The organism is Methanosarcina spelaei, assembly GCF_002287235.1.
GTDB classification, from domain to species: Archaea; Halobacteriota; Methanosarcinia; order Methanosarcinales; family Methanosarcinaceae; genus Methanosarcina; species Methanosarcina spelaei.
Map to the genome: position 1 here is coordinate 55,140 of NZ_LMVP01000001.1, position 20,740 is coordinate 75,879.

Annotated in this window: 17 protein-coding genes and 1 tRNA gene; 15 read left to right on the forward strand and 3 right to left on the reverse strand. The window is 36.9% G+C overall.

What is annotated here, in order from left to right; genetic code table 11:
• Positions 1 to 240: 240 nt before the first annotated feature.
• Positions 241 to 741, reverse strand: a complete 501-nt coding sequence (locus tag ASJ81_RS00260; RefSeq protein ID WP_095642700.1) for a metallophosphoesterase — start codon at positions 739 to 741, stop codon at positions 241 to 243.
• A gap of 554 nt (positions 742 to 1,295) precedes the next feature.
• On the opposite strand from ASJ81_RS00260, the gene queC reads away from it, so the two are divergent.
• The 5 genes from queC (at position 1,296) to nifB (ending at position 5,372) form a co-directional block, all read left to right on the forward strand.
• Entirely contained in the window at positions 1,296 to 1,991 is a 696-nt protein-coding gene (gene queC / locus ASJ81_RS00265; protein WP_095642701.1) for a 7-cyano-7-deazaguanine synthase QueC, read from the forward strand.
• A 160-nt stretch (positions 1,992 to 2,151) separates the two neighbouring features.
• On the forward strand, positions 2,152 to 2,712 hold the full coding sequence (locus ASJ81_RS00270; RefSeq protein WP_095642702.1) for a DUF366 family protein: 561 nt from the start codon (positions 2,152 to 2,154) through the stop codon (positions 2,710 to 2,712).
• Complete coding sequence (locus tag ASJ81_RS00275) at positions 2,712 to 3,488, forward strand: 7-carboxy-7-deazaguanine synthase QueE (RefSeq protein ID WP_095642703.1); 777 nt, start codon at positions 2,712 to 2,714, stop codon at positions 3,486 to 3,488. Before ASJ81_RS00270 ends, ASJ81_RS00275 begins: the two co-directional genes overlap by 1 nt.
• An 81-nt stretch (positions 3,489 to 3,569) precedes the next feature.
• Positions 3,570 to 3,923, forward strand: a complete 354-nt coding sequence (gene queD, locus ASJ81_RS00280) for a 6-carboxytetrahydropterin synthase QueD (RefSeq protein ID WP_048110575.1) — start codon at positions 3,570 to 3,572, stop codon at positions 3,921 to 3,923.
• Positions 3,924 to 4,406: 483 nt separating this feature from the next.
• Positions 4,407 to 5,372 carry a nitrogenase cofactor biosynthesis protein NifB gene (gene nifB, locus ASJ81_RS00285; RefSeq protein ID WP_095642704.1) on the forward strand — a complete coding sequence of 322 codons (966 nt, stop codon included), beginning with the start codon at positions 4,407 to 4,409 and terminating at the stop codon, positions 5,370 to 5,372.
• A gap of 224 nt (positions 5,373 to 5,596) precedes the next feature.
• On the opposite strand, the gene ASJ81_RS00290 is transcribed toward nifB, so the two are convergent.
• Entirely contained in the window at positions 5,597 to 5,773 is a 177-nt protein-coding gene (locus tag ASJ81_RS00290) for a 4Fe-4S binding protein (RefSeq protein ID WP_095642705.1), read from the reverse strand.
• 455 nt (positions 5,774 to 6,228) lie between these two features.
• Between ASJ81_RS00290 and ASJ81_RS00295 the strand changes: the two genes are divergently transcribed.
• The gene (locus ASJ81_RS00295; protein ID WP_095642706.1) at positions 6,229 to 7,209 is read left to right on the forward strand and encodes a methanogenesis marker 2 protein; all 981 of its coding nucleotides are present in this window, start codon (positions 6,229 to 6,231) and stop codon (positions 7,207 to 7,209) included.
• A gap of 447 nt (positions 7,210 to 7,656) precedes the next feature.
• Here ASJ81_RS00295 and ASJ81_RS00300 read toward each other — a convergent pair whose 3' ends face one another.
• Entirely contained in the window at positions 7,657 to 7,965 is a 309-nt protein-coding gene (locus ASJ81_RS00300; RefSeq protein ID WP_095642707.1) for a hypothetical protein, read from the reverse strand.
• A gap of 1,041 nt (positions 7,966 to 9,006) precedes the next feature.
• Between ASJ81_RS00300 and ASJ81_RS00305 the strand changes: the two genes are divergently transcribed.
• From ASJ81_RS00305 to ASJ81_RS00355, 9 genes are all read left to right on the forward strand, one after another.
• Positions 9,007 to 9,321: a DUF5611 family protein gene (locus ASJ81_RS00305; RefSeq protein ID WP_095642708.1), complete on the forward strand. Its 315-nt coding sequence runs from the start codon at positions 9,007 to 9,009 to the stop codon at positions 9,319 to 9,321.
• Positions 9,322 to 9,387: 66 nt separating this feature from the next.
• Positions 9,388 to 9,900, forward strand: a complete 513-nt coding sequence (locus ASJ81_RS00310; protein ID WP_095642709.1) for a chorismate--pyruvate lyase family protein — start codon at positions 9,388 to 9,390, stop codon at positions 9,898 to 9,900.
• A 197-nt stretch (positions 9,901 to 10,097) separates the two neighbouring features.
• Positions 10,098 to 10,169 (forward strand) — tRNA-Thr (locus ASJ81_RS00315).
• 575 nt (positions 10,170 to 10,744) lie between these two features.
• Positions 10,745 to 12,997 carry a PKD domain-containing protein gene (locus tag ASJ81_RS00320; RefSeq protein ID WP_095642710.1) on the forward strand — a complete coding sequence of 751 codons (2,253 nt, stop codon included), beginning with the start codon at positions 10,745 to 10,747 and terminating at the stop codon, positions 12,995 to 12,997.
• A gap of 581 nt (positions 12,998 to 13,578) precedes the next feature.
• The gene (locus ASJ81_RS00330; protein ID WP_095642712.1) at positions 13,579 to 15,810 is read left to right on the forward strand and encodes a NosD domain-containing protein; all 2,232 of its coding nucleotides are present in this window, start codon (positions 13,579 to 13,581) and stop codon (positions 15,808 to 15,810) included.
• 965 nt (positions 15,811 to 16,775) lie between these two features.
• Positions 16,776 to 17,246: a MarR family winged helix-turn-helix transcriptional regulator gene (locus ASJ81_RS00340; RefSeq protein ID WP_095642714.1), complete on the forward strand. Its 471-nt coding sequence runs from the start codon at positions 16,776 to 16,778 to the stop codon at positions 17,244 to 17,246.
• A 414-nt stretch (positions 17,247 to 17,660) separates the two neighbouring features.
• Complete coding sequence (locus ASJ81_RS24515; RefSeq protein ID WP_369334788.1) at positions 17,661 to 17,888, forward strand: 4Fe-4S dicluster domain-containing protein; 228 nt, start codon at positions 17,661 to 17,663, stop codon at positions 17,886 to 17,888.
• A gap of 352 nt (positions 17,889 to 18,240) precedes the next feature.
• The gene (locus ASJ81_RS00350) at positions 18,241 to 19,701 is read left to right on the forward strand and encodes an MFS transporter (protein ID WP_170943128.1); all 1,461 of its coding nucleotides are present in this window, start codon (positions 18,241 to 18,243) and stop codon (positions 19,699 to 19,701) included.
• A gap of 96 nt (positions 19,702 to 19,797) precedes the next feature.
• Positions 19,798 to 20,740 (forward strand): ISNCY family transposase (locus ASJ81_RS00355; protein WP_095642727.1); only part of this gene is annotated, 943 nt, incomplete at its 3' end.

The following is a 20,740-nucleotide window of genomic DNA, read 5'->3' on the forward strand; positions in this document are numbered from 1 at the left end:
TTGTAATTAGTCATGATCCTTGTGACATAACTTAAAAATTGAAGTCTTTAGATGTCGAATATTGATTTTGATGATAACTGGACTCTTCTTGCTAACTCAGGTCTTCAATTAAAAAATACGAAAATCACTGGATTTTGGAACAGAGTCTTCAGTTTGCCTGGAAAATACTAAAGAACACCAAAAAAATGCCAAATGATATCAATAAAACTCATTATGCTAAAAAATAAGAGAGGAACAAAATCAGTCAAGTTCAAGCTGCATTATTTCAATGTTAAGGTTTGATATCTCAAGAATGGCAACCGTTGATTTTTCTGAAAGCACGCCTGAGGCTTCTCCTGGATTTATCACAGGAACTCCTTCAATGATTTTGACACCTGGTTCATGGGTATGGCCTCGGACTACCACATCAAACTCACCTGATTTGGCAAGCGCTTTGACAAGGGTCTCATTTGTCCCATGGAGAAGGGCAATATGCAGTCCGTCAATTGTCAGATCTCCAAAATCCCCGCAGGAAGTAGCTCCGATTTCTTCAAACCGCTTAGTAAGTGTTACTTTATCGCCATCGTTATTTCCGAACACAAAATAAAGTTTTGACTCCAGTTCCTTAAAGGCTCTAGCAGTAAACGGAGAAACGAGATCTCCAGCGTGCAGCACGGCTTTTACATTTTTTCCATTGAACAACTCTACCGCTTTCCGGATAGCGTTTATGTTATCGTGTGAGTCCGAAATAATTCCAATCAAGTATTCCCACCTCTTCGATTAACTTTCCTTATTCAATATATAGTTCGGTTTGCTAAAAAGAATTAGGTAAAAAAGGTTTTTTGGAGCCTTATTCAAGAGTTTAAATTTTAAAATAGGATTTATAATAAGATTCTTTATCGAAGTTGAGAACGGAACTTAAGATTAAACTTTAACGGAAACTGCTTTTATACCTGCACTCAAAACACTTTCCCACTTGCACCTGGAATGGGTCTGAATCAGTACAAATCCATAGGTTGAGTCTTAACTCTCATCAAGAGGACAGCTACTTTTAAATACGAGTTACTGATATTATTGAAATAATCCCTGAAGAATATCTTGGGAACCCTGGAAGAATACTTCTTTATACTCCTGATTCAATGAACCTGGATAATCTTGCAATTACAAGTTCAAGAAATTCCCTCTTAAGTTTAAAAGATGATTTTAGTTCCTATTGAGTTTAAAATAATTAGTTAAATTTCCTATTGAGTTTAAAAAGTGGGTTTAATCAGATATTTAGAGTCTTGAGTTAAAATAAAGTTAATTAGTGAGTGAAAATGAAAGCTATAACCCTCCTGAGCAGCGGGCTTGATTCAGTTGCGGCGCTCGCAATCGCAGCGGAAGATTTTGGCATTGAGATGGCTATTACCTTTGATTATGGGCAGAGAGCCAGAGAGAGAGAAATTGAGTACTCACGAAAGGTATGTGAATATTTCGAAATTGAGCACAGGGTTATAAAACTGGACTGGCTTTCAGAAATAACATCTACGTCTCTCGTTAACAGGGATGTTGAAGTCCCAGCTTTATCGTTTGAGGACATTGGCGAAACGGCTCCTGCAGAAATTACAGCCGCTTCAGCAAAAGCTGTCTGGGTCCCTAATAGAAACGGAGTAATGCTCAATATCTCAGGGAGCTTTGCCGAAAGCAGGAAATGTGATTACATTGTAGTGGGCTTTAACGGAGAAGAGGCAGGCACTTTCCCTGACAATTCCCTTGCATACGTACAGGCAATGGACAGGGCTTTTTCCTACTCCACCCAGAATGGGGTAAAGATACTCGCTCCTCTAATTGAACTTGGAAAAACCGAAATCGTCAGAAGAGCTCTGGAAGCAAAAGCTCCTCTTGAGTATAGCTGGAGCTGTTATCACGGAGGAGATATTCCCTGTGGAGAATGCGAAAGCTGCGTGCGCAGGGCACGTGCATTTAAAAATGCAGGTGTAAAAGATCCTCTTCTGGAGAGACTTGGAATTTGAGCCGAGACACCTGGAATCAGTATAAGTAATAATCAGTAATATTAGACAGGATGTCGGAATCAGTAATATTAGACGGGATGTCGGCCGACAAAGTACATTAAGAAAGAATTAAGAAGAAGCCTGCAGAAAAACTTGCAGAAAAACTTGCAGAGATAGTTCTATGAAATGCATTGTTTTACCTGAAAAATTTGATTATGATGGAAGCCAGATTTCCTCTCTCTGGGCCTACAATAGTTTTGGAGTTCAGGAAGACTCGGTTGTAGTTTTCAGAGGGGCCTGCGACGTAAAAATTGAGCACATGATCGACCTGGAAGACCGACGGGCAAATGAATCGATCTGGTCTGAAGATATGGTAAGTTTCATTATCGAACATTTTGACTCTACAGACCTGAAACTTATATATGCACGGCAGCGTTTTTTCACAGCTCTTGTCAGAGAGTACCTTTCAGATCTCGAAGTGCACACAACCCGAGAAGGAGATGACCTTTTCCTGAACGGTAAGAAACTGACAGTCTCTATTGCCAGTACCTCTGCAGTTTCCCAAAAAATCCACTTTGGCATTAATATATCTCACGATGTATACGGAAATCTGAAAGATGCAGGGATAGGAGAAGACAAACAGGTTGCAAGCTTTATGCTGGCAGTAGGAGAAGCCTATGTCCGTGAGTTTGAGGATATTGAAAAGGATTTGAGAAAGTCCAGGCCTCTGGGGGTTATATAATGACGGCTTCTGACTTTACTTCTGCTCCGATTAGGGAAGTTTTCTGTTCTGTGCAGGGCGAGGGACCATATGTTGGAGTAAGGCAGGCTTTTGTCCGCTTTTCTGGCTGCAATCTCAATTGCAATTACTGTGATACTGACTTTGCAAACCCCGGAACCTGTGATTATGAGCAGGTGGAAGGGAGTGGAAGTTTTGAGAAGATCAAAAACCCTGTAAGTGTCGGCCAGCTAGAAGCTATGCTGCATCCTTTCAAAAAGCTACATTCAGTCTCCCTGACAGGAGGAGAACCTCTCCTGCATGCAGATTTCATAGAAACGTTGAATCTGGCCTTGCCACTTTATCTTGAATCCAATATGACTTTACCTGAGCAGGCCAGAAAGCTCACTGAAAAGGTTACTTATGTGTCTGGAGATTTCAAACTTCCAGCATCACTCCGGGATATAGGGTCTGAAGCCCGGGATGCCCATATGGAAAATACAGTAGAGTGCTTCAGGCTTCTGAGAAAAAATCATTCAAGAGATTGCTTTTGCAAGATTGTTGTAGATAACAGTACGGAATTAGAAACTGTAACTTCAGCTGTAGAAGCTATAGTTCCCTACGTATCCTGTGTGATACTTCAGCCTGAAACCCCTATTGGACGCGACGTAACGAATCTGCGACCTTCTGGATCTATACAGGCATCCGTACAGAGTATTATGCAACTTCAGAAAAGCCTGCTTGAGATTATAGACACACGAGTTATCCCTCAGACTCACAGGATGTGGGGTTGTTTATAACCGGAATTAAAGAGAACAAAAACACATTGAAATGTGAATAAATTATTGAAAAAAACATTTATTGAAAACGGAGTGTACCAGATGACAAAAATGAGATTGGGAGTTATTGACTATATTGATAGTGCCCATTACCTTCCTGGACACGGAAAATGCGGAAGAGTACACGGTCATACGTATAAAATTGAGGTCCTGGTAGAAGGGGAAGTCAGGGAAAGTGGAATGGTTATCGATTTTTACGACCTGAAGAAGGGAATTAAGGAAACACTTGAAGAATATGACCATACCCTGTTAAATGAAATCCTCGAATTTCCAAGTTCCGAGCACCTCTGCCAGCACATTCACTCCCGACTCCTCGAAAGATTTGGTTTTCCGCTACAGGTAAAGGTCTGGGAAGGGGAAGGAAAATGGTGCGAAATGGATAATTTTTCGGAATAATCAGGTTTGACAATGTTTGTCCTGACAACATTTAGTGTTTGACAATGTTTGTCCTGACAACATTTAGTGTTTGGCAATGTTTGTCCTGACAACATTTAGTGTTTGGCAATGTTTGTCCTGACAACATTTAGTGTTTGGCAATGTTTGTCCTGACAACATTTAGTGTTTGGCAATGTTTGTCCTGACAACATTTAATAATTAATTTCATTTTATTCAGGATTTTTGAGAGATAAAATTTATCGAACATAAATAAGTTCATTTAAAGCTTACTATATCGTGCTGAACTTTTATATAATTAAAGAGATTTTAATACTATTCAAATTTAAAATTGTAGGAACTCGGAGGAGCTTCTATAAATTCTCCGGATTCCAGCTAAATTCACAATGTATATCAAGGGGTGTATCATAGATGGTTAGACATCCTGAAATCCCCCTGCACTGAGGTTCTGCTGTATTTCTAAATTCTGAACGGAGGAGAACATATTTGCCAGAAGACAATCCTATAAATGATATAAACAGCCCTGAATTTGAAGAAGGGCTCCTGAGAAAGATTGCCGAACACCCCTGCTACGACAGGAAAGCCCAGCATAAGTACGGGAGAATTCACCTGGCTGTGGCTCCTTCATGTAACATCCAGTGTAATTTCTGTGTCCGGGAATTTGACTGTGTAAACGAGAGCCGTCCAGGAGTTACGAGTAAAGTTCTTACTCCACAGGAAGCCCTTGAGAAGACAAGGCAGGTTCTGAAAGACTACCCTTTTATCAAGGTTGTCGGAATTGCAGGCCCGGGTGACCCTCTGGCCAACAAAGAGACTTTTGAGACCTTTGAACTGATAAAAAATGAGTTTCCTGAACTTACTCTCTGTATGAGTACAAACGGGCTCCTGCTCCTCGAAAAGTTGGATGACATTCTTCGCGTGGGAGTTTCTACGTTAACAGTAACAATAAATGCGATAGACCCGGAAATCCAGGCAAAAATCGTGGACCATATAGTTTATCACGGAAAGGTCTACAGGGGGATCGAAGGTTCAAGAATCCAGGTAAAGAACCAGCTTGAGGGTGTTAAAGCTGCTGTTGATGCAGGTATTGTTGTCAAGGTAAATACCGTTCTCATCCCGGGCATTAATGATAAACACGTTGTTGAGATTGCCAGAAAACTCAACGAACTCGGGGTATATATAATGAATATCATGCCCCTTATTAATCAGGGAGCTTTTGCAAGCATTGAGCCTCCTACAGCAGAAGAAAGAAAAGCTGCTCAGCAGGCATGTGAACCTTACGTCTTGCAGATGCGCCACTGCAGGCAGTGTAGAGCTGATGCATACGGTCTCCTTTCTCAGGACATGTCGCAGATGAGCGAAGAACGCAGAAAGCTCATAAAAATGCAGACAAAAGAGGATGTCGAAAGAGCAAGAAAAGTCCTTAAGGAAAATGGGAAGGAGAAAGCTTGAAAAGAGCAGGAGTTCCAGAACTATAAGTTACCTCTTCAATAACATCAGTAATTTTCAGGTTTTATTGGAAAAACCTTTAAAATACTTTAATTAAGAGTTCAAATAAGAGTTCGGCTTAAAAACCTGAAAAAAGAATTCTTGATCAAAACCTGAAAAGCCGGAGTAAGAGTACTCCGCTTTTCAGATCTATTTTAAAAACATACTTAAAATTGCATCTATAATAGTTACTCGATTGCGATTGCATTGTTCGGGCAGGCGTCTTCGCATGCACCGCAGTCCAGGCATTCACTTTCATCCACAACTGCAATATCATCGTCGTTGAGAGAAATTGCGGCTGCTGGGCATTCGTCTACACAGGTTCCACAGCCTGTACAAGTATCGGCGTTTACTTTTGCTACCATTTTTTTTCACTCCTTTTTTAATAGTATGGAATTTTTATATATCCATACTTATATGGCCTTAATAAGATTGAATTACTTAATAAAAAGCTGTCGCTTCTTCTCTATGAAACAAAGAACAAAAAAGATAAAGGATAAAAGAATAGGTACTCACGAAAATATCTCAAGATTCTTTCATAAGAGAAGTTTCGTAATCTGTTTAAGTTTATTGATAGCATACTGGTAATGTTATCTATATTATTTGCATTCATAGCTTACTGGTAATATTATCTGTATTATTACATGCTTTCATATTTGTAGTATTGATTAACTCGTATTTACACTGCTGAAATATTTGTGTTTATACTACTGAAGTACTCGTATTTATGTTACTGATTGCTTGCACTTGTACTGTTAATATTCGTATCTATAACACTGAAATATTTGTATAAATTTTAAAAACAAAAGGAAGCCTGACATTGAACCTAGAAAAACTTGCAGAAGGGATAAAGAACTTCGAAGGGGTTACCCGAAAAAAACAGATTGAGGACATCGTTTCAGTTTTCGAAGCCGTTCGTCCGGAGTACAAGAACGCAATTGTTGATTTTGGAGACGATGCAGCAGTTATAGATATAGGAGGAGATGATGTTATCCTCTTTGCAGCAGATGGGATCTGGGGAAGGATACTGGATGCAAGTCCCTGGTGGGCAGGCTATGGAGCTGTAGTTGTTAATATAAACGACATCGCAGCAATGGGGGGAAAGCCTCTTGCTATGGTAGATATTGCGTCTTCAAATTCCGAGAAAGCCTGTAAGGAACTGATGGAAGGACTGGCTGAAGGAGTCAGGAAATTCGGAGTTCCGGTTGTAGGCGGGCACGTCCATCCTGATACCGATTATAACTCCATTTCCGTCGCTATTATCGGGATAGTGAAGAAAGATTGCGTAATCCGGAGCGATACTGCCCGTCCTGGAGACCTGGTCATTGCAGCTTACGATATGGACGGAAAAATAGGGCCAAACTCTCCTTATAGCTGGGATACGACTTCTTTTAAAGACCCTGCAGTAATCAGGAAAAGCTATCTTGTGACCCAGGAAATTGCGAAAAGAAAACTTGCTACAGCAGGAAAAGACATCAGCAACCCAGGACTTATAGGGACGCTTGGCATGCTCTGTGAAACAAGTAGAGTTGGTGCAGCCGTAGACCTCGAAAAAGTTCCGAGACCTGACAATGTGGATTTTGAACAGTGGCTAAAAGTGCATCCCGGAACAGGTTATGTGTTTACTGCAGATCCGGAAAAGGCCGAAGAATGCAGAAAGGTTTTTGAAGAAGCCGGACTTACAGCGGCTATTATCGGAAAAATCGAGGCTGGCTCAAAACTCGATATCTATGATAAAACAGATAGAGTTACGGTATTTGATTTATCAAAGGAAAGCATTACAGGTATCTGTTCTGAATAATCGGAACCTTCCTGTCCTTATTTCCTTTTAATTTTCTTTCCTTTTTACTTACTTTCCTTTTAATTTTCTTTCCTTTTAATTTTCTTTCCTTTTAATTTTCTTTCCTTTTAATTTTCTTTCCTTTTAATTTTCTTTCCTTTTAATTTTCTTTCCTTTTAATTTTCTTTCCTTTTAATTTTCTTTCCTTTTAATTTTCTTTCCTTTTAATTTTCTTTCCTTTTTAACGCCTTTACCTCCTTTATTCTTTTTTTGATGTCATTTCTCTTTTAAAATTTATACCTTTAAAGTTTACATTTTATATTTTCGTCAAAAAAAGAATAATTTTCATTGTTTTTTTCAATCCGGAATTTTATTTTTCTTCAAGTACTGACCAGAAGAGACTTAACCGGATTGAGAAAACTTGCTGGATTATTTGTAAAATCTAGTCGATTGAGAGCGTTTAATTAGTTACTGATTTTTTATCCAGGCTTCCATTTCTTCGTAGAGGAATTTTTCAGCAGCCTGAACTTTCTCCAGAGGGCCACGGAGAACCAGGAGTTCTCTTTCTTCACTGTTTGCTACGCCTACGAATATCTTCCTGGTAACAGGTTCAAGCCCGAACTCTTCAACAATATCGTAAATAATAGATACAACCGTACCTGGGGGAATTATTAGGTCGTACAGTTCTTCAATTTTCAGATCCCCGCGTTCTGTCTCTTTTTCCTTTTCAAGTTGCTTTGAAACAATTAACTCTTCCAGATTAAGTGTCTTATGCATCCTGGGGTCACCTTCTTATTTATTTTTCCTTGTTATCTTTTCTACTTGTTTTTTCTACTTGTAGCCTCTGTCAGTTTAAGTTAGCTTCAACCAAAAGAAGCAGGTTTAGTCAAGTGGACAAGTTTTTTGTTTGCGCATTGTTAAAGTAAAGGATAAGGTAAATCAAATTAAATCTTCAGATATATCAGGCAATTAATCATATCTTTTTCGTATCAACTTATGATAGATATAATCATATTTATGATTGATTCTTGCGAATATTATCTATTTTGAGTAGAATATTTAATTTATAAAGCTATGCTAAAACAAGACTCTGTTCCAAAATCCAGTGATTTTTGCATTTTTGATAGAAAGTCTTAATTAGCAAGAAGAATCCAGTTTTTATCAAAATCGATATTCGCTATCTAAAGACTTGAATCACTAAGTTGTATTACATGGATGGTGACCATTTATAAAATCTAGTGATTTTGAGTTTTACATTCATCACTAGATTTTGGTACTGAGTCCTAAAACAAAATTACACCATATAAATCAAGAAGATAAGTTCAGGTTTTATATTCTAATGTAAATTATTGAAAGTAAACTCAACATAAAATTACAAAAGCTATAGACAAAATTAGACAAAGCAGATTAAATATGAATAAAAAAGGACGTGATAAGGAAAAATATAGGAATCCATGTTCAAGGGGCTTTATTCTGGACTGATTTGTGAAATTACTCAACTTCATGTTAAATTAATGGCCAATGTTAAATATGATCAGAACTGAATAGTTAGAGATATCCTATAAAAAACCGTATCCTTTCCCTTACTTGATATAATGCATTTGGTATTACGAAATAAAATGGATGTAACAATGTGCTGGATTACTGGATGTAACGATATGCTGGATAACTGTATGTAATAATGTGCTGAATGTAAAGAAGTATACTAAGATATGATTAAAATTATGGAAAGTAAGGAAAATACAAAGGAAAGGGTTCTAAGCAAACCGATTCTAGCAAACTTTATCTGAGATGAATATCTCTTATAAGAGGATAGCAATGCAGCAGTATAAATTGAAGCGCGGTTTTAAGCCTGATATTGACAGGATTTACTCTGTAATGACGGAATGTTTCTCCGGAGAAATCTCTAGAAACGAAGGAACCCTTGAGACCTCCTATGGAGCTATGTCAAATATAAAAGTCTGGATTGAGAATAAAATGCTTTCTGTGGACACGGTTTCTGACAAAACCGTGACTGATGACCAAACTGTCATGCAGACCAATAAAGCCTTCCGGGATTTCTTGTATAAGGCTACCGGATACACAGCAAAAGAACGAGTAAAAAATGCTAAGAAAGATGTCAGTGAGGAGTAAAACTCCTGACGACTTAATCTTATTTTGAACTTTTTCTACCTAACACCCCCACCTTGAGGTATTTTTTTGAGTGGCGATTTTCTGGAAAAACTGAAGAGCTTTGAGATTCCCACCTGCCTGCGGGTCTGCTGCGGAACCGACGGCTCAGTGACCTTTCTGCTGGAAATAATGACCCGAAAGCCGGTAAGTGTAATAACCGAGTCTCAGTACACCGTTAAGGCTGACAAAACGATTGCTTCTCTTCTTGATGTGGAAGAAGGCAGTAAAGTAAACGATAGAGTAGTCCGGCTTTCTGCAGGAGGCACGACCTTTGTTCACGCAAGGTCTCTATCCCCCCTGGAACGCATGCCTGATACCATGCGGGAACAGCTCATGCGGGCTGACATCCCGATTGGCCGGATCCTGCGCAGCCATAACCTTGAAACCAGACGCGACATGGACGAACTTGAGATTCTTGAAGGGGAACCAACCTTCAATGGCATACCTGTCCTTTCACGTTCCTATAAGATAGTCCATAACAACCACATCCTAATGTGGATTAACGAGCGTTTCCCGATTGATGAGCGCTGGAATTTATAACGGAGGTCTCAGGGAAAGACAAATTAAGCAGTAAAATTGGAATAATATAGCTTTTTTGAAGCAAATTTTCCCGATTTATTTAAAACAAACTCGTAAATTTTCCAGCAGTCATGGGAAAAATCACACCTATTTCTGCTTTCAGTCGAAAGCTTTATATCTCTGCTGTGATATTTTGGAGATGCTCTTTGAGCATCAGTGCCTTGGTGGCTTAGGGGTATAGCGCGTCCTTGGTAAGGACGAGGTCGCGGGTTCAAATCCCGCCCGAGGCTTATTTTATTTTCAACTTTTTTCTTTTATATAGTTCAGAACCTATTTTTCTAATTTGAGAGTAAATTTGAAAAATATTTTTGAGGATCTTTAATTTTAAACTTTTTATCTTTTCATATCATTTTTTCATGTTTTGGGATAATCACCGGAGTTATCTATTACTGGGTTTATTCTTGTGTAAGCTAAAAATAAAGAGAATTTCGATAAACCTCTAATATCAAGAAGTTACTTATATACCATTTATAAGTAACCAGCCATAAACTGGGGTTTATTGAAATTCTATAAAGATAATATGAATCATAGTCAGGTAATCGGAAGAATTAACCAAGTCTAAAAAGCCGGTTATTCACCTATTTTTTCCAGGTTTAAAATGCATTTCTACCTATTTTCTCAATGCCCTACTAAAAACGCCATAAATAGGAATGTTTAGAAAACAGTTTTCTACTAATTTTATCTATGAGCCCATTATTTTCTTCATTATAAGTATTAAATATTGACAAAAAACAAAATAATGTCAAGATTTTCTATTTATTAAATTTTTTATTAAAACTTAATAGTTCTTTTTGAGGGGAAATAAATGAGGAATGTAAGTAAGTCATATTCAATAAATCTAACAGCCTTATTTTTCTTTTTCTTAATCTTCACGTCATCTACGGCATCTGCTCTACAAGAAACTCGGCTCACTCAAAATGGTTCACGGGCATCCACTCCTGCTATTTATGGTGATAATGTTGTATGGTCTGATTACGTTAACGATTCAGGAATAATCCATCTTTACAACTTAACAACATCAGAAGATATTCAACTTAATTCATCTTCAGCAAGCTGGCCTGCCATTTACGGGAACAAAATCGTGTGGATAGAGAGTCATGGATACGATGACAATTACGATTACGAGCTTGTAGGTTATGACATTCCAACAGCCAAAAGATTCCAAATTACTAAAAATGTATCTGAATACAGTATTCCTGCTATTTACGAAAATAAAATCGTATGGCATTATTCTGAAAATGGAAACTCAAATGTTTACATGTATGACCTGTCCACTTTTACTAAGTGCAAGATCACAACTAGCAAAGAGGCTTTATATCCAGCTATTTATGCTGATAGAATAGTATGGACAGATTATCGCAATAAAATCCCTAATATTTATATGTATAACTTATCGACTTCAAAAGAGACTCAAATTACAAATAGTGAATTTCGGCAGTTGAGCCCCAATATATACGGTGATAATATTATATGGGAGGGTGACCGTGGTGGGCGGCGTTATAGTCTAAATCCAGATATTTACATGTATAATATATCGACTTCCAAGATAACTCAAATTACAAATAGTGAATCGGCATCTCGACCTAAAATATACAAAGACAATATAATATGGATGGATAGCCGCAATAGTCATAGTGGCTCTGATATTTACATGTATAATATTTCCATGCAAGAAGAAGCTCAGATAATCATGAATGGATCAACTCAAAATTGGCCTGCTATTTATGAAGATAGGCTTGTATGGCAGGATTGGCGCAATGGAAATGGGTATTTTGATATTTACACCTGCATTGTCCCGACAATAGTAAAGTCTCCTATTGCAAACTTTTCTGTAACGCCAGATGTAGGATTTGCTCCGCTCTCTGTACAGTTTACAGATTTTTCAAGAAATTCAGTAACAAGATCATGGGACTTTAATAATGATGGAATACCTGAATCCACAGAAAAAAACCCTGTTTATGTTTACACCGATCCTGGAAACTATACCGTTAATCTGACAGTGAGCGATGCAAATACTACTGACTCAAAATTATTTACAATTTTAGTGTTTCCTAAGGATCTCGTAGATAACCAACTTGTTCTAACAGAGACCCAAATTAGTACAGGTGGGGAAGCACTCTATGGTTCTTCTCCTAAAATTTACGAGGACAAAGTAGTTTGGCAGGATTCTCGTAATAATTTTGGCAATCAACAACAAACCGATGACATCTATATGTATAATATTTCGACCAAAAAAGAGATTCGGATAACCACTCCTACTAGCGGATTCTCATCTGGACTTGATTTTTACGGGGACAGGATAGTGTCGTTATATGGACGCAATGGGATCAACATATATATGTACAATCTCTCCACCTCCACGGAAATTCAAATTTCCTTCAATAAATATACGTATGTTCCTTCAATACATGGCGACAGAATAGTGTGGATAGATGACAGGAATGGAAAAGGGCACATATTTACGTATAATGTCTCCAGTTCCAAGGAAACTCAGGTAACTACCAACGAATCAGTGCCTGGGGAGCTTGATATTTATGGGGATAGGATAGTATGGCGAGATTACCGCAATGGAATAAATTATGAAAATAGCAATATTTACATGTACAATCTTTCTACTTCCAAAGAAACTCAGATTACTGTCAGCGGATCAGCATATAATCCTAAAATCTACGGTGACAGAATAATTTGGCAGGATTCTCGCGATGAGAAAAGTCCTATTCATATGTACAATATTTTAAATTCTACAGAAACCCAGATAACTATTCCTAGCAGTAAATCAATATTCGGACTTGATATCTACGAGGACCGATTAGTGTATACGGATAGCCGTAATGGAAATTATGATATTTTCATGTATAATCTTTCTACTCAGAAAGAAATTCAGATTACTACCAATAAATCAAATCAAGAAGATCCTGCAATATACGGAAACAGAATAGTATGGCGGAATCATAGCAAATATGGTACTGATATTTACATGTGTACCATTTCATTAAAGGAACCGAGATTACCTGTTGCAAATTTGAGTACTAATAACACAAGTGATTTTGTTCCCTGACGGTTTAATTTACATAATTATCGGAAAATGCAGCACAACGGCCCTGGACTTTGGGACGAAACTTACTCACCAGCCAAAGTCCTGTACATATGTAAAACAAGCGAGGAAAATAAACCCAGCTTGACAGCAAATAATGCAAACCAAGTTGGTACAGAAAAAAAATCTAAGCATATATTAATCCAAAGGAGAATGAATGCATTAAATTAAAAAAGAAATTTAAGGAAACATAATTTCTTATTGATTATATCTGGCAGGCGGGTACATTCACCTATTTATCCAGATTTAAAATATTTTTACTTCTTTCCAGATATCTGTTTAATTGTAAGAGTACTGGAAAAGTAACTTTCTTTTCTTTTTCCTTTTTATTCCAATCATTTAATACAAATAGAGAATAATGATTATATTAATTCACAATTGTTAAATATTTGGCAAATTTATTTGGGGGAATAATTAGGAATAAAGAAAAGCTATGTCTAATAAGTTTAACTTCAACATTTTTGATTTTCATTTTCTTAGTTTCCATATCAGTTACTGCATCAGCAAGGGAAATTACGGTAGATGACGATTCTGGATCTGATTTCATGTCAATTCAGGAAGCTGTGAATAATTCTGTAACAGGGGATATAATAATAGTGAGGCCTGGTATTTATACTGAAAATGTTCTTGTCAATGTAACAGGCCTAACTATCAGGTCAGAATCAAAAAATGGCTATGCGCAGGTAAAACCGCTGAATGAAAGTGTAAGTACCTTTCTGATAACAGCTAATAGCACAACGATCACTGGTTTAAATATAACAGGAGCCAGTAAGATTTACGATAAAAATGCAATTTTTGCTTATAGCGATATGAATAACGTGACAGGTAATACTATTGAAAACGGTTCTATTTTTCTGGGATCCCACATGCCAGACAATTTAAAAATCATCTTTTATGGTGAAATGAATAATGTGACAGGTAATATCATTGAAAATGGGTCTATTATTCTGGGATCCGAAATATCAGATAATTTAATAGCCGAAAATAAAATTTCTAGCGGCGAAGGTATACATATTTCCTGCTGTGGAATAAATAATACAGTATCGGGTAATACGATCTCAAACTGTTCCACTGGCATCTCTGAATGGGATCAGGGAGCAGATATTCGTAATAACAGGATTACTGACTGCGATTATGGGATTATACTTAGTATGTCAGGTTCAGGAATTGACAATAATACAATATTAAACTGTAATATCGGGATTGAATTAAGAGATGCTTGTGATGTTGACATAATCAATAATACGATAACAGCCTGTGCAGAGTGCGGGATTTTTGATAAGGAAAACAATGGCCGTAGAAGAATTTACAATAATTACTTTAACAACACTCTAAACGTAAGGTTTGTACCTGGCGAAGGTGGAAGTAACTGGAACAATTCACTTACTTCAGGCAGTAATATTGCCGGTGGCCCTTACATTGGAGGCAATTTCTGGGCAAAGCCAGATGGGACCGGATTCTCCCAGATCTGCGTGGATCTGGATAGAGATGGAATAGCAGACCTACCTTATAACATCTATGAGGATGAGTTTGACTATTTACCTCTTGTATCTATGTCCAGTCTGCAAAATTCAATTACTCCGACTTCTAACTTTACAGCCAGCGTCACTAATGGCACTGCACCTCTTGTTGTTAAGTTTACAGATCTTTCGAAGAACGCAGTTGTGTGGAATTGGGACTTTGATAATGATGGTATATCAGATTCTATAGAACAGAACCCTGTATATGTATACGGAACTCAAGGAAACTATACGGTTAATTTGACAGCTAGCAATGGACTTAATACCAGTTCCAAACTTACCAACATAACCGTTAAAAAAAGAGTTTCATCCACATGGCCATTTGTGTATGTTACAAGTGGATTAAGTGTCTTTGTAATTGATATAACCACAGGAACAGTTATAACCAGAGTAAAAGTAGGATGTTGGCCTGAAGGAGTTGCAGTCACACCTAATGGAAAAAAGGCATATGTTACGAACTCCTGGGATGGCAATGTCTCCGTGATTGATACAGCTACAAACACGGTTACAGCCACTGTAAAAGTGGGATCTTCCGATGTTGTAGTCAGTCCTGATGGAAAAAAGGTATATGTAACAAATCGTGACAGCAACAATATTTCTGTAATTGACACCGATACAAATACTGTTACAGCTACTGTGCCAGTAGGAAATAGTCCTTCTGGAGTAGCAGTCACTGCAGATGGTAAAAAGGTATATGTGGCGAACTCTGGCAATATTACTACCACTGACGATACTGTTTCTGTAATTGATACAGCTACTAACACGGTTACAGCTACGGTACACGTAGGAAACTATTCTTCTGGAGTTGCAGTCACTGCAGATGGGAAAAAAGTATATGTGGCAAACAGGGGTCATTATGTCTCTGTAATTGATACGACTACAAATACTGTTACAGGTACGGTGGATGTAGATAACTCTCCTGATGAAATTGTTGTCAATCCTACAGGAACAAAGGTATATGTGGCAGGAACAAAGAAGGGGTATGCGGCTGGCACAGACGATGGTTTCGTCTCTGCAATTGATACCCTAAACAACACTATTACAGCCACATTGGATATAGTCGGAGGCAGTCCTACAGGACTTGCAGTAACCCTAGATGGAAAAAAGGTGTATGTGGCAAACAGCAACATTTCTGGTAACGGTACTCTCTCTATAATTGATACCTCAAAAGATACCGTTTCAGCAACAGTAAATCTCGAGTTCTCTCCTGGAGAGCTTGCTACCATCCCAGATCCTGAATCAATTTCCAGTAGCTAATTTCAGTAGTAATATCAATGGGAGTTTTGCACCTATCTCAGTTCAGTTTATTGGCTATTGACTGGCAGTTCAGAAAACGCAACCTAGTGAAACTGAAACTTTGGGGACAACATGTGCTTAACAACTAAAAGTTCTGTACATACTTAATGGACCAGGAAAATATAATGTCAGCTTGACCGTAAGGAATACAAAAGGAAAGAATACGAAAACCTTGGGTAAAGGTATATTGTAGCCAGAAAATAAACTTTCAACCGGGAAAATAATTTTAAATTTTCCCTTTGCTATCAACATCAATTTTCTTTGCCTTTGAGCCTATTGAGGTTTCCTGTACATTGTATTTTCTGAAATTTGCAAACGATAAGCTTAATTGTTTCCTCATTTGAGTTTTTCCACTGCACCCCAAAGAATATACACAATTGCAAAACACAAGCCGACTAATAAAGCACAAGTCAGTTGATTTTCTGGATTTTCGCTAAGTGCAACAGTGGCAAAAAGACATATACCGATTACACATAAAATTGATATGTCTAATATAGTTCTAAGTATAGTTCTAAATACAGTTCTTATCTTCATGGTTTATGCCTTCTTGTAATGATCTTGAAATGCCGGTAAATCTCAGTTAACTTGAAAACTTAATAGAGATTGAAACTATTTCTTTGTTATTATAATAATCGCTGCTTGCTTATTGTAATTTACTTGAAAATGCGATATAGATTGAAATTCAACATCAAATTTCTAACACTAGTTATTGGTTGTTGTCTTAACAGGACATATTTACTAAAGTAAATAATCGAAAATATCCTGCACTTTTTCGCTGCTTTATTGCTCTTTATTCTTTGAAACTATTGGTTATTTTTAATAACTTAGATATTTATACCTCATAACGACGTATTTATATCTTATAACGACATATTTGCATCTTATAACGATATAATCGTGTAACGATCTATTGAGGGCGAAAAGAGATGGAAACACGTGAATGCAAAGCACTGAAAATAATTGAGAATTGGGATTCTATAAATAAAATAATGGAACTGAAATGGCACGAAATTGCTCAACAATCTAATTTGAGTTTGGAGCAATTCCATTTACTTATAGAATTAGATGAATTGGAACTAAACGTTTCCAATGAAACTCAATTACCGACTGTAGGAGAAATTGCCAGCAACATAGGCAATGCTCCAAATACTTTATCAGAAAGAATCAAACGACTGGAAAAAAAAGGTTTAGTTGAAAAAATTAAGGATAAGAGTGATTTAAGAGTTAGTCGAGTAGCTCTTACAAATGAAGGTAGAAGACTTATTGAAAGTATACATAACCAGGTTGGTAAAAACCTTCTTAATGAAGTTTTAGAAAAAATGGATGAGGAATCTATAGACAATCTATCAAAAAGTTTAGATCAATTACTTAACTACTTATCGAACAGGAAGAACTAGTGTCATGAAAATTTAGTTTTGGTAATCCAATGAACTTAAGATCGTTGTATATTGATTAGAAGCTGCCAAGATTATGCTCAATAATTAAATCTGACATAATATTCCAGGATATTGGCAACAAAAAACCGTATCCGTTATTTAATGATTCTGTCCGTATTTTAAGACCAGGTGGTCTCCTACTTGCGGAAGACACGTTATTTCCAGTAATAAATGAAATTTGAAATTAATCAATGGCAAGAAGAGTTCATAGCGCCTATTAACAAATTTAATGAAATGATTGTTAATAGTCCAAAATTAGAAAGTACAATACTTACCATTGGAGACGGACTTACTGTAGCTATAAAAATGATTAACTAACTCCATGGAGGTAATTATCTGACAGTAGAAACCCTATCCTCAAAAATCAATGTCTGCATTGACTTTGACCAATGTATAGATTGTAGTTCCTGCATTAAAAAATGTCCACGTGGAGTATATCAAAGAGAAAGCGATAAAATATTGATACAATCCGATAAATGCACTGGCTGCCTCCGTTGTATTCGTATATGTCCGAGGGATGCTATAACTATTAGTGCTGAGAATAAAAAAAATAATTGGAAGTTGAATTTCAAGTATTGGATTTTGAGCAAATTAAAACATTGAAAGAAAGTTCCTTCAAGAAGCCATACAAAAGTAATGTAACCAGTTTTCTAAGACGAATAGTCGTGAGTTAATGGTCATCATTCGCAATCGGAATGTGATAAATTATAAATTTTCATTTACACTTCACGATGTGAGTAAAAGCGTTTTCTACTGCGGTTTACAATGGGCGCAGAAATATGGGACTTGATTATTTTCTATTCTTTGTCTGATCAATTAATATGATCGAATAATATTTTGCAAATATAAAAGGATCGAGTTTTATGACAACAAAAAGAGATAAGGACTACCTAATAATTATCGCCTACTTATTGAAAATATATACACATTTCAAATAGACCTGGAGTCATCACTTATGGAAAGTAATCAAGCAAATCAATCCCGCAATATAAGAATGAATTCGAGCCTGATTTTACTTGGGCTCTCTTTGGCTACTCTGATGACTTCTATTGATACAAACATAGTTGCCGTCGGATTACCCACGATAGCGAAGGCGTTGAATACAAGTTTTTCAAGTGTTCAATGGATTGTCCTTAGCTATTTATTGTCAATAACTACCCTTATTGTAGGGATTGGACGCATCGGAGATCTGTTTGGAAAAAAATGGCTATATTTAATCGGGATTGTGATTTTTACAACTGCATCATTAGTTTGTGGATTATCATCTTCTATTAACATGCTTATAGCCGCTCGCGTTTTACAAGGTATCGGAGGGGCTATACTTATGTCGCTATCTTTTGCATTCGTAGGAGATGTAACTCCAAAAGAAAAAATTCCACAGGTTATGGGCATTTTAACAGCCATGCTAACGTTAGGAATTGGCCTTGGACCCTCGTTGGGTGGTATCCTTATTAGTTTATTCGGATGGCATGTTATTTTTTTTATCAATATTCCAATTGGTATTATCACCTTCATTATTGCTTTGAATTTTCCCAAGTCGGAAGTTACCCACACAGAGCAGCATTTTGACTGGTTGGGTGTGCTTGCATTGGCGGTCTCTCTCACATGCTACGATTTAGGAATTACTTTTAGTGAATCACAAGGGTTAAGCATAAATGTGCTGCTTTTGATAATTTTTTCCATAATAAGCGCCGCTGTCTTTATAATCATTGAGAAGAACATTTCTTCACCGTTAATTAATCTTAGGATATTCAAAGACCGGATAATTAGTAGTAGTTTAGGTATCAGCGTAATCCTTTATGCTATGATAATGAGTATAGGTATGATTCTCCCATTCTTCCTCTCTGATGCGCAGGGGCTACCTATACTTGAAGTTGGACTGCTAATAGCTGTAGGTCCACTAGCTACTACTTTAATGAGTCCAATAGCTGGAAAAGCTGCAGCAAAATTCGGGAATCTTCCTGTAATGATTTCGGGAATGATTGGTTTCGGCATTGGATGTTTGCTAATGACAACCCTAACTCTATCTTCCAGCCCTATAGGGTTTGCAATACGAATTGCTATTTCAAATGGAAGTTTTGCTTTCTTTCAAACACCAAATAATGCTTCAATTATGGCATCGGCAAAGCCCGATCAGCGAGGAGTAATTTCGGGACTTTTGAATCTTGCGCGTACCTTGGGTCTAACAACAGGGGCATCGCTAATGGGAGCCGTCTTTGCTTACTTTACGATGACAACGCAGGGTATATCTCCTCACATTGAAAATAAGCAATTTTCTGCCAGCTTGGCTTCTCCTGCGGCGATCACATCAGGTATTCACGGCACGTTTACCATTGCAGTTATAGCAGTAGTTATTGCGATCATAGCTGGTATATACTACTTTTCGCCAACAGAAAAAAAATCATACAGGGTTTAGTTGACTCAGTTCCAAAATCTAGTGATGAAAGTAAGTGTAACATCACTACATAAAGTTATAATTCTCTAATTATGTAATGATGTTACGGCAAAAACAATGGTAATTATAAATCTTACTCTTAATAACTTATCGGAACTCCCTGCTCTCTCATACCTTTTTGATAGTTATAGCAATGATTACGAATATACCACAAGAGGAATTTTTCGTAGAAAAATTCCTCCAGCCTGCCCTATTTGCAGTGCTCCTATGGTTCATAACGGCTATAATCTATACATCAAAAAAGGTCTTGGAAAAATCAGCATTGGTCGATACAAATGCCAAAATTGTGGTAGTACAGACGAAGAAGATCATAGTTTTTGGGAAGGTCTGAAAACTTTACTTTTTGATTCATTTAATAATTTTTTCCAGGTGCTCAGATACCATAAAGTTTCTTATGATGGAATTTCTGATATAATGAGCTTCATATTTCCAAGATCAAGAAGCACTATTTTTAGAACATTCAACAAAGAAATGGAACAGGAAAATGTTCCAATTTTAGAAAATGTACATATGGTGCACTATGACGAACAGCATCCAAAAGAGGGACGTTGTCAGAAATACCGTTTAACATTACTGGATGCAAAAACTCAAAGAACAATAGCAGATGAACTTTTTGAGGATAAAAGTTCAGAAACCATCAAAACGTTTCTACGAAAAAATCTAGATACATCAGAACCTGTGTTTATTGTTACGGATTTTGATAAGAGATACCCAGATATTTTAAAGGAAGTTTTTGGGGATAAGTTAGTGCATCAATACTGTTTGATGCACTTAAACAAGCTTATAGTTAGCGATTTTCCGAAGAAAACAACAATTGAACAGGAACTATTAAAATACAGGTTATTGAATATATTTTACAATCGTGAAAATGAGATTAAATTCCTGGAAAAAATTCTATCTGAAGAACTTAACGTAATTATGAATGAAGAAAAGCATCAAGAATGGAGTATAAAGGCAAAAAAGGAATTTAACCGATTTAGATATAAATTGAAGCTAGAAA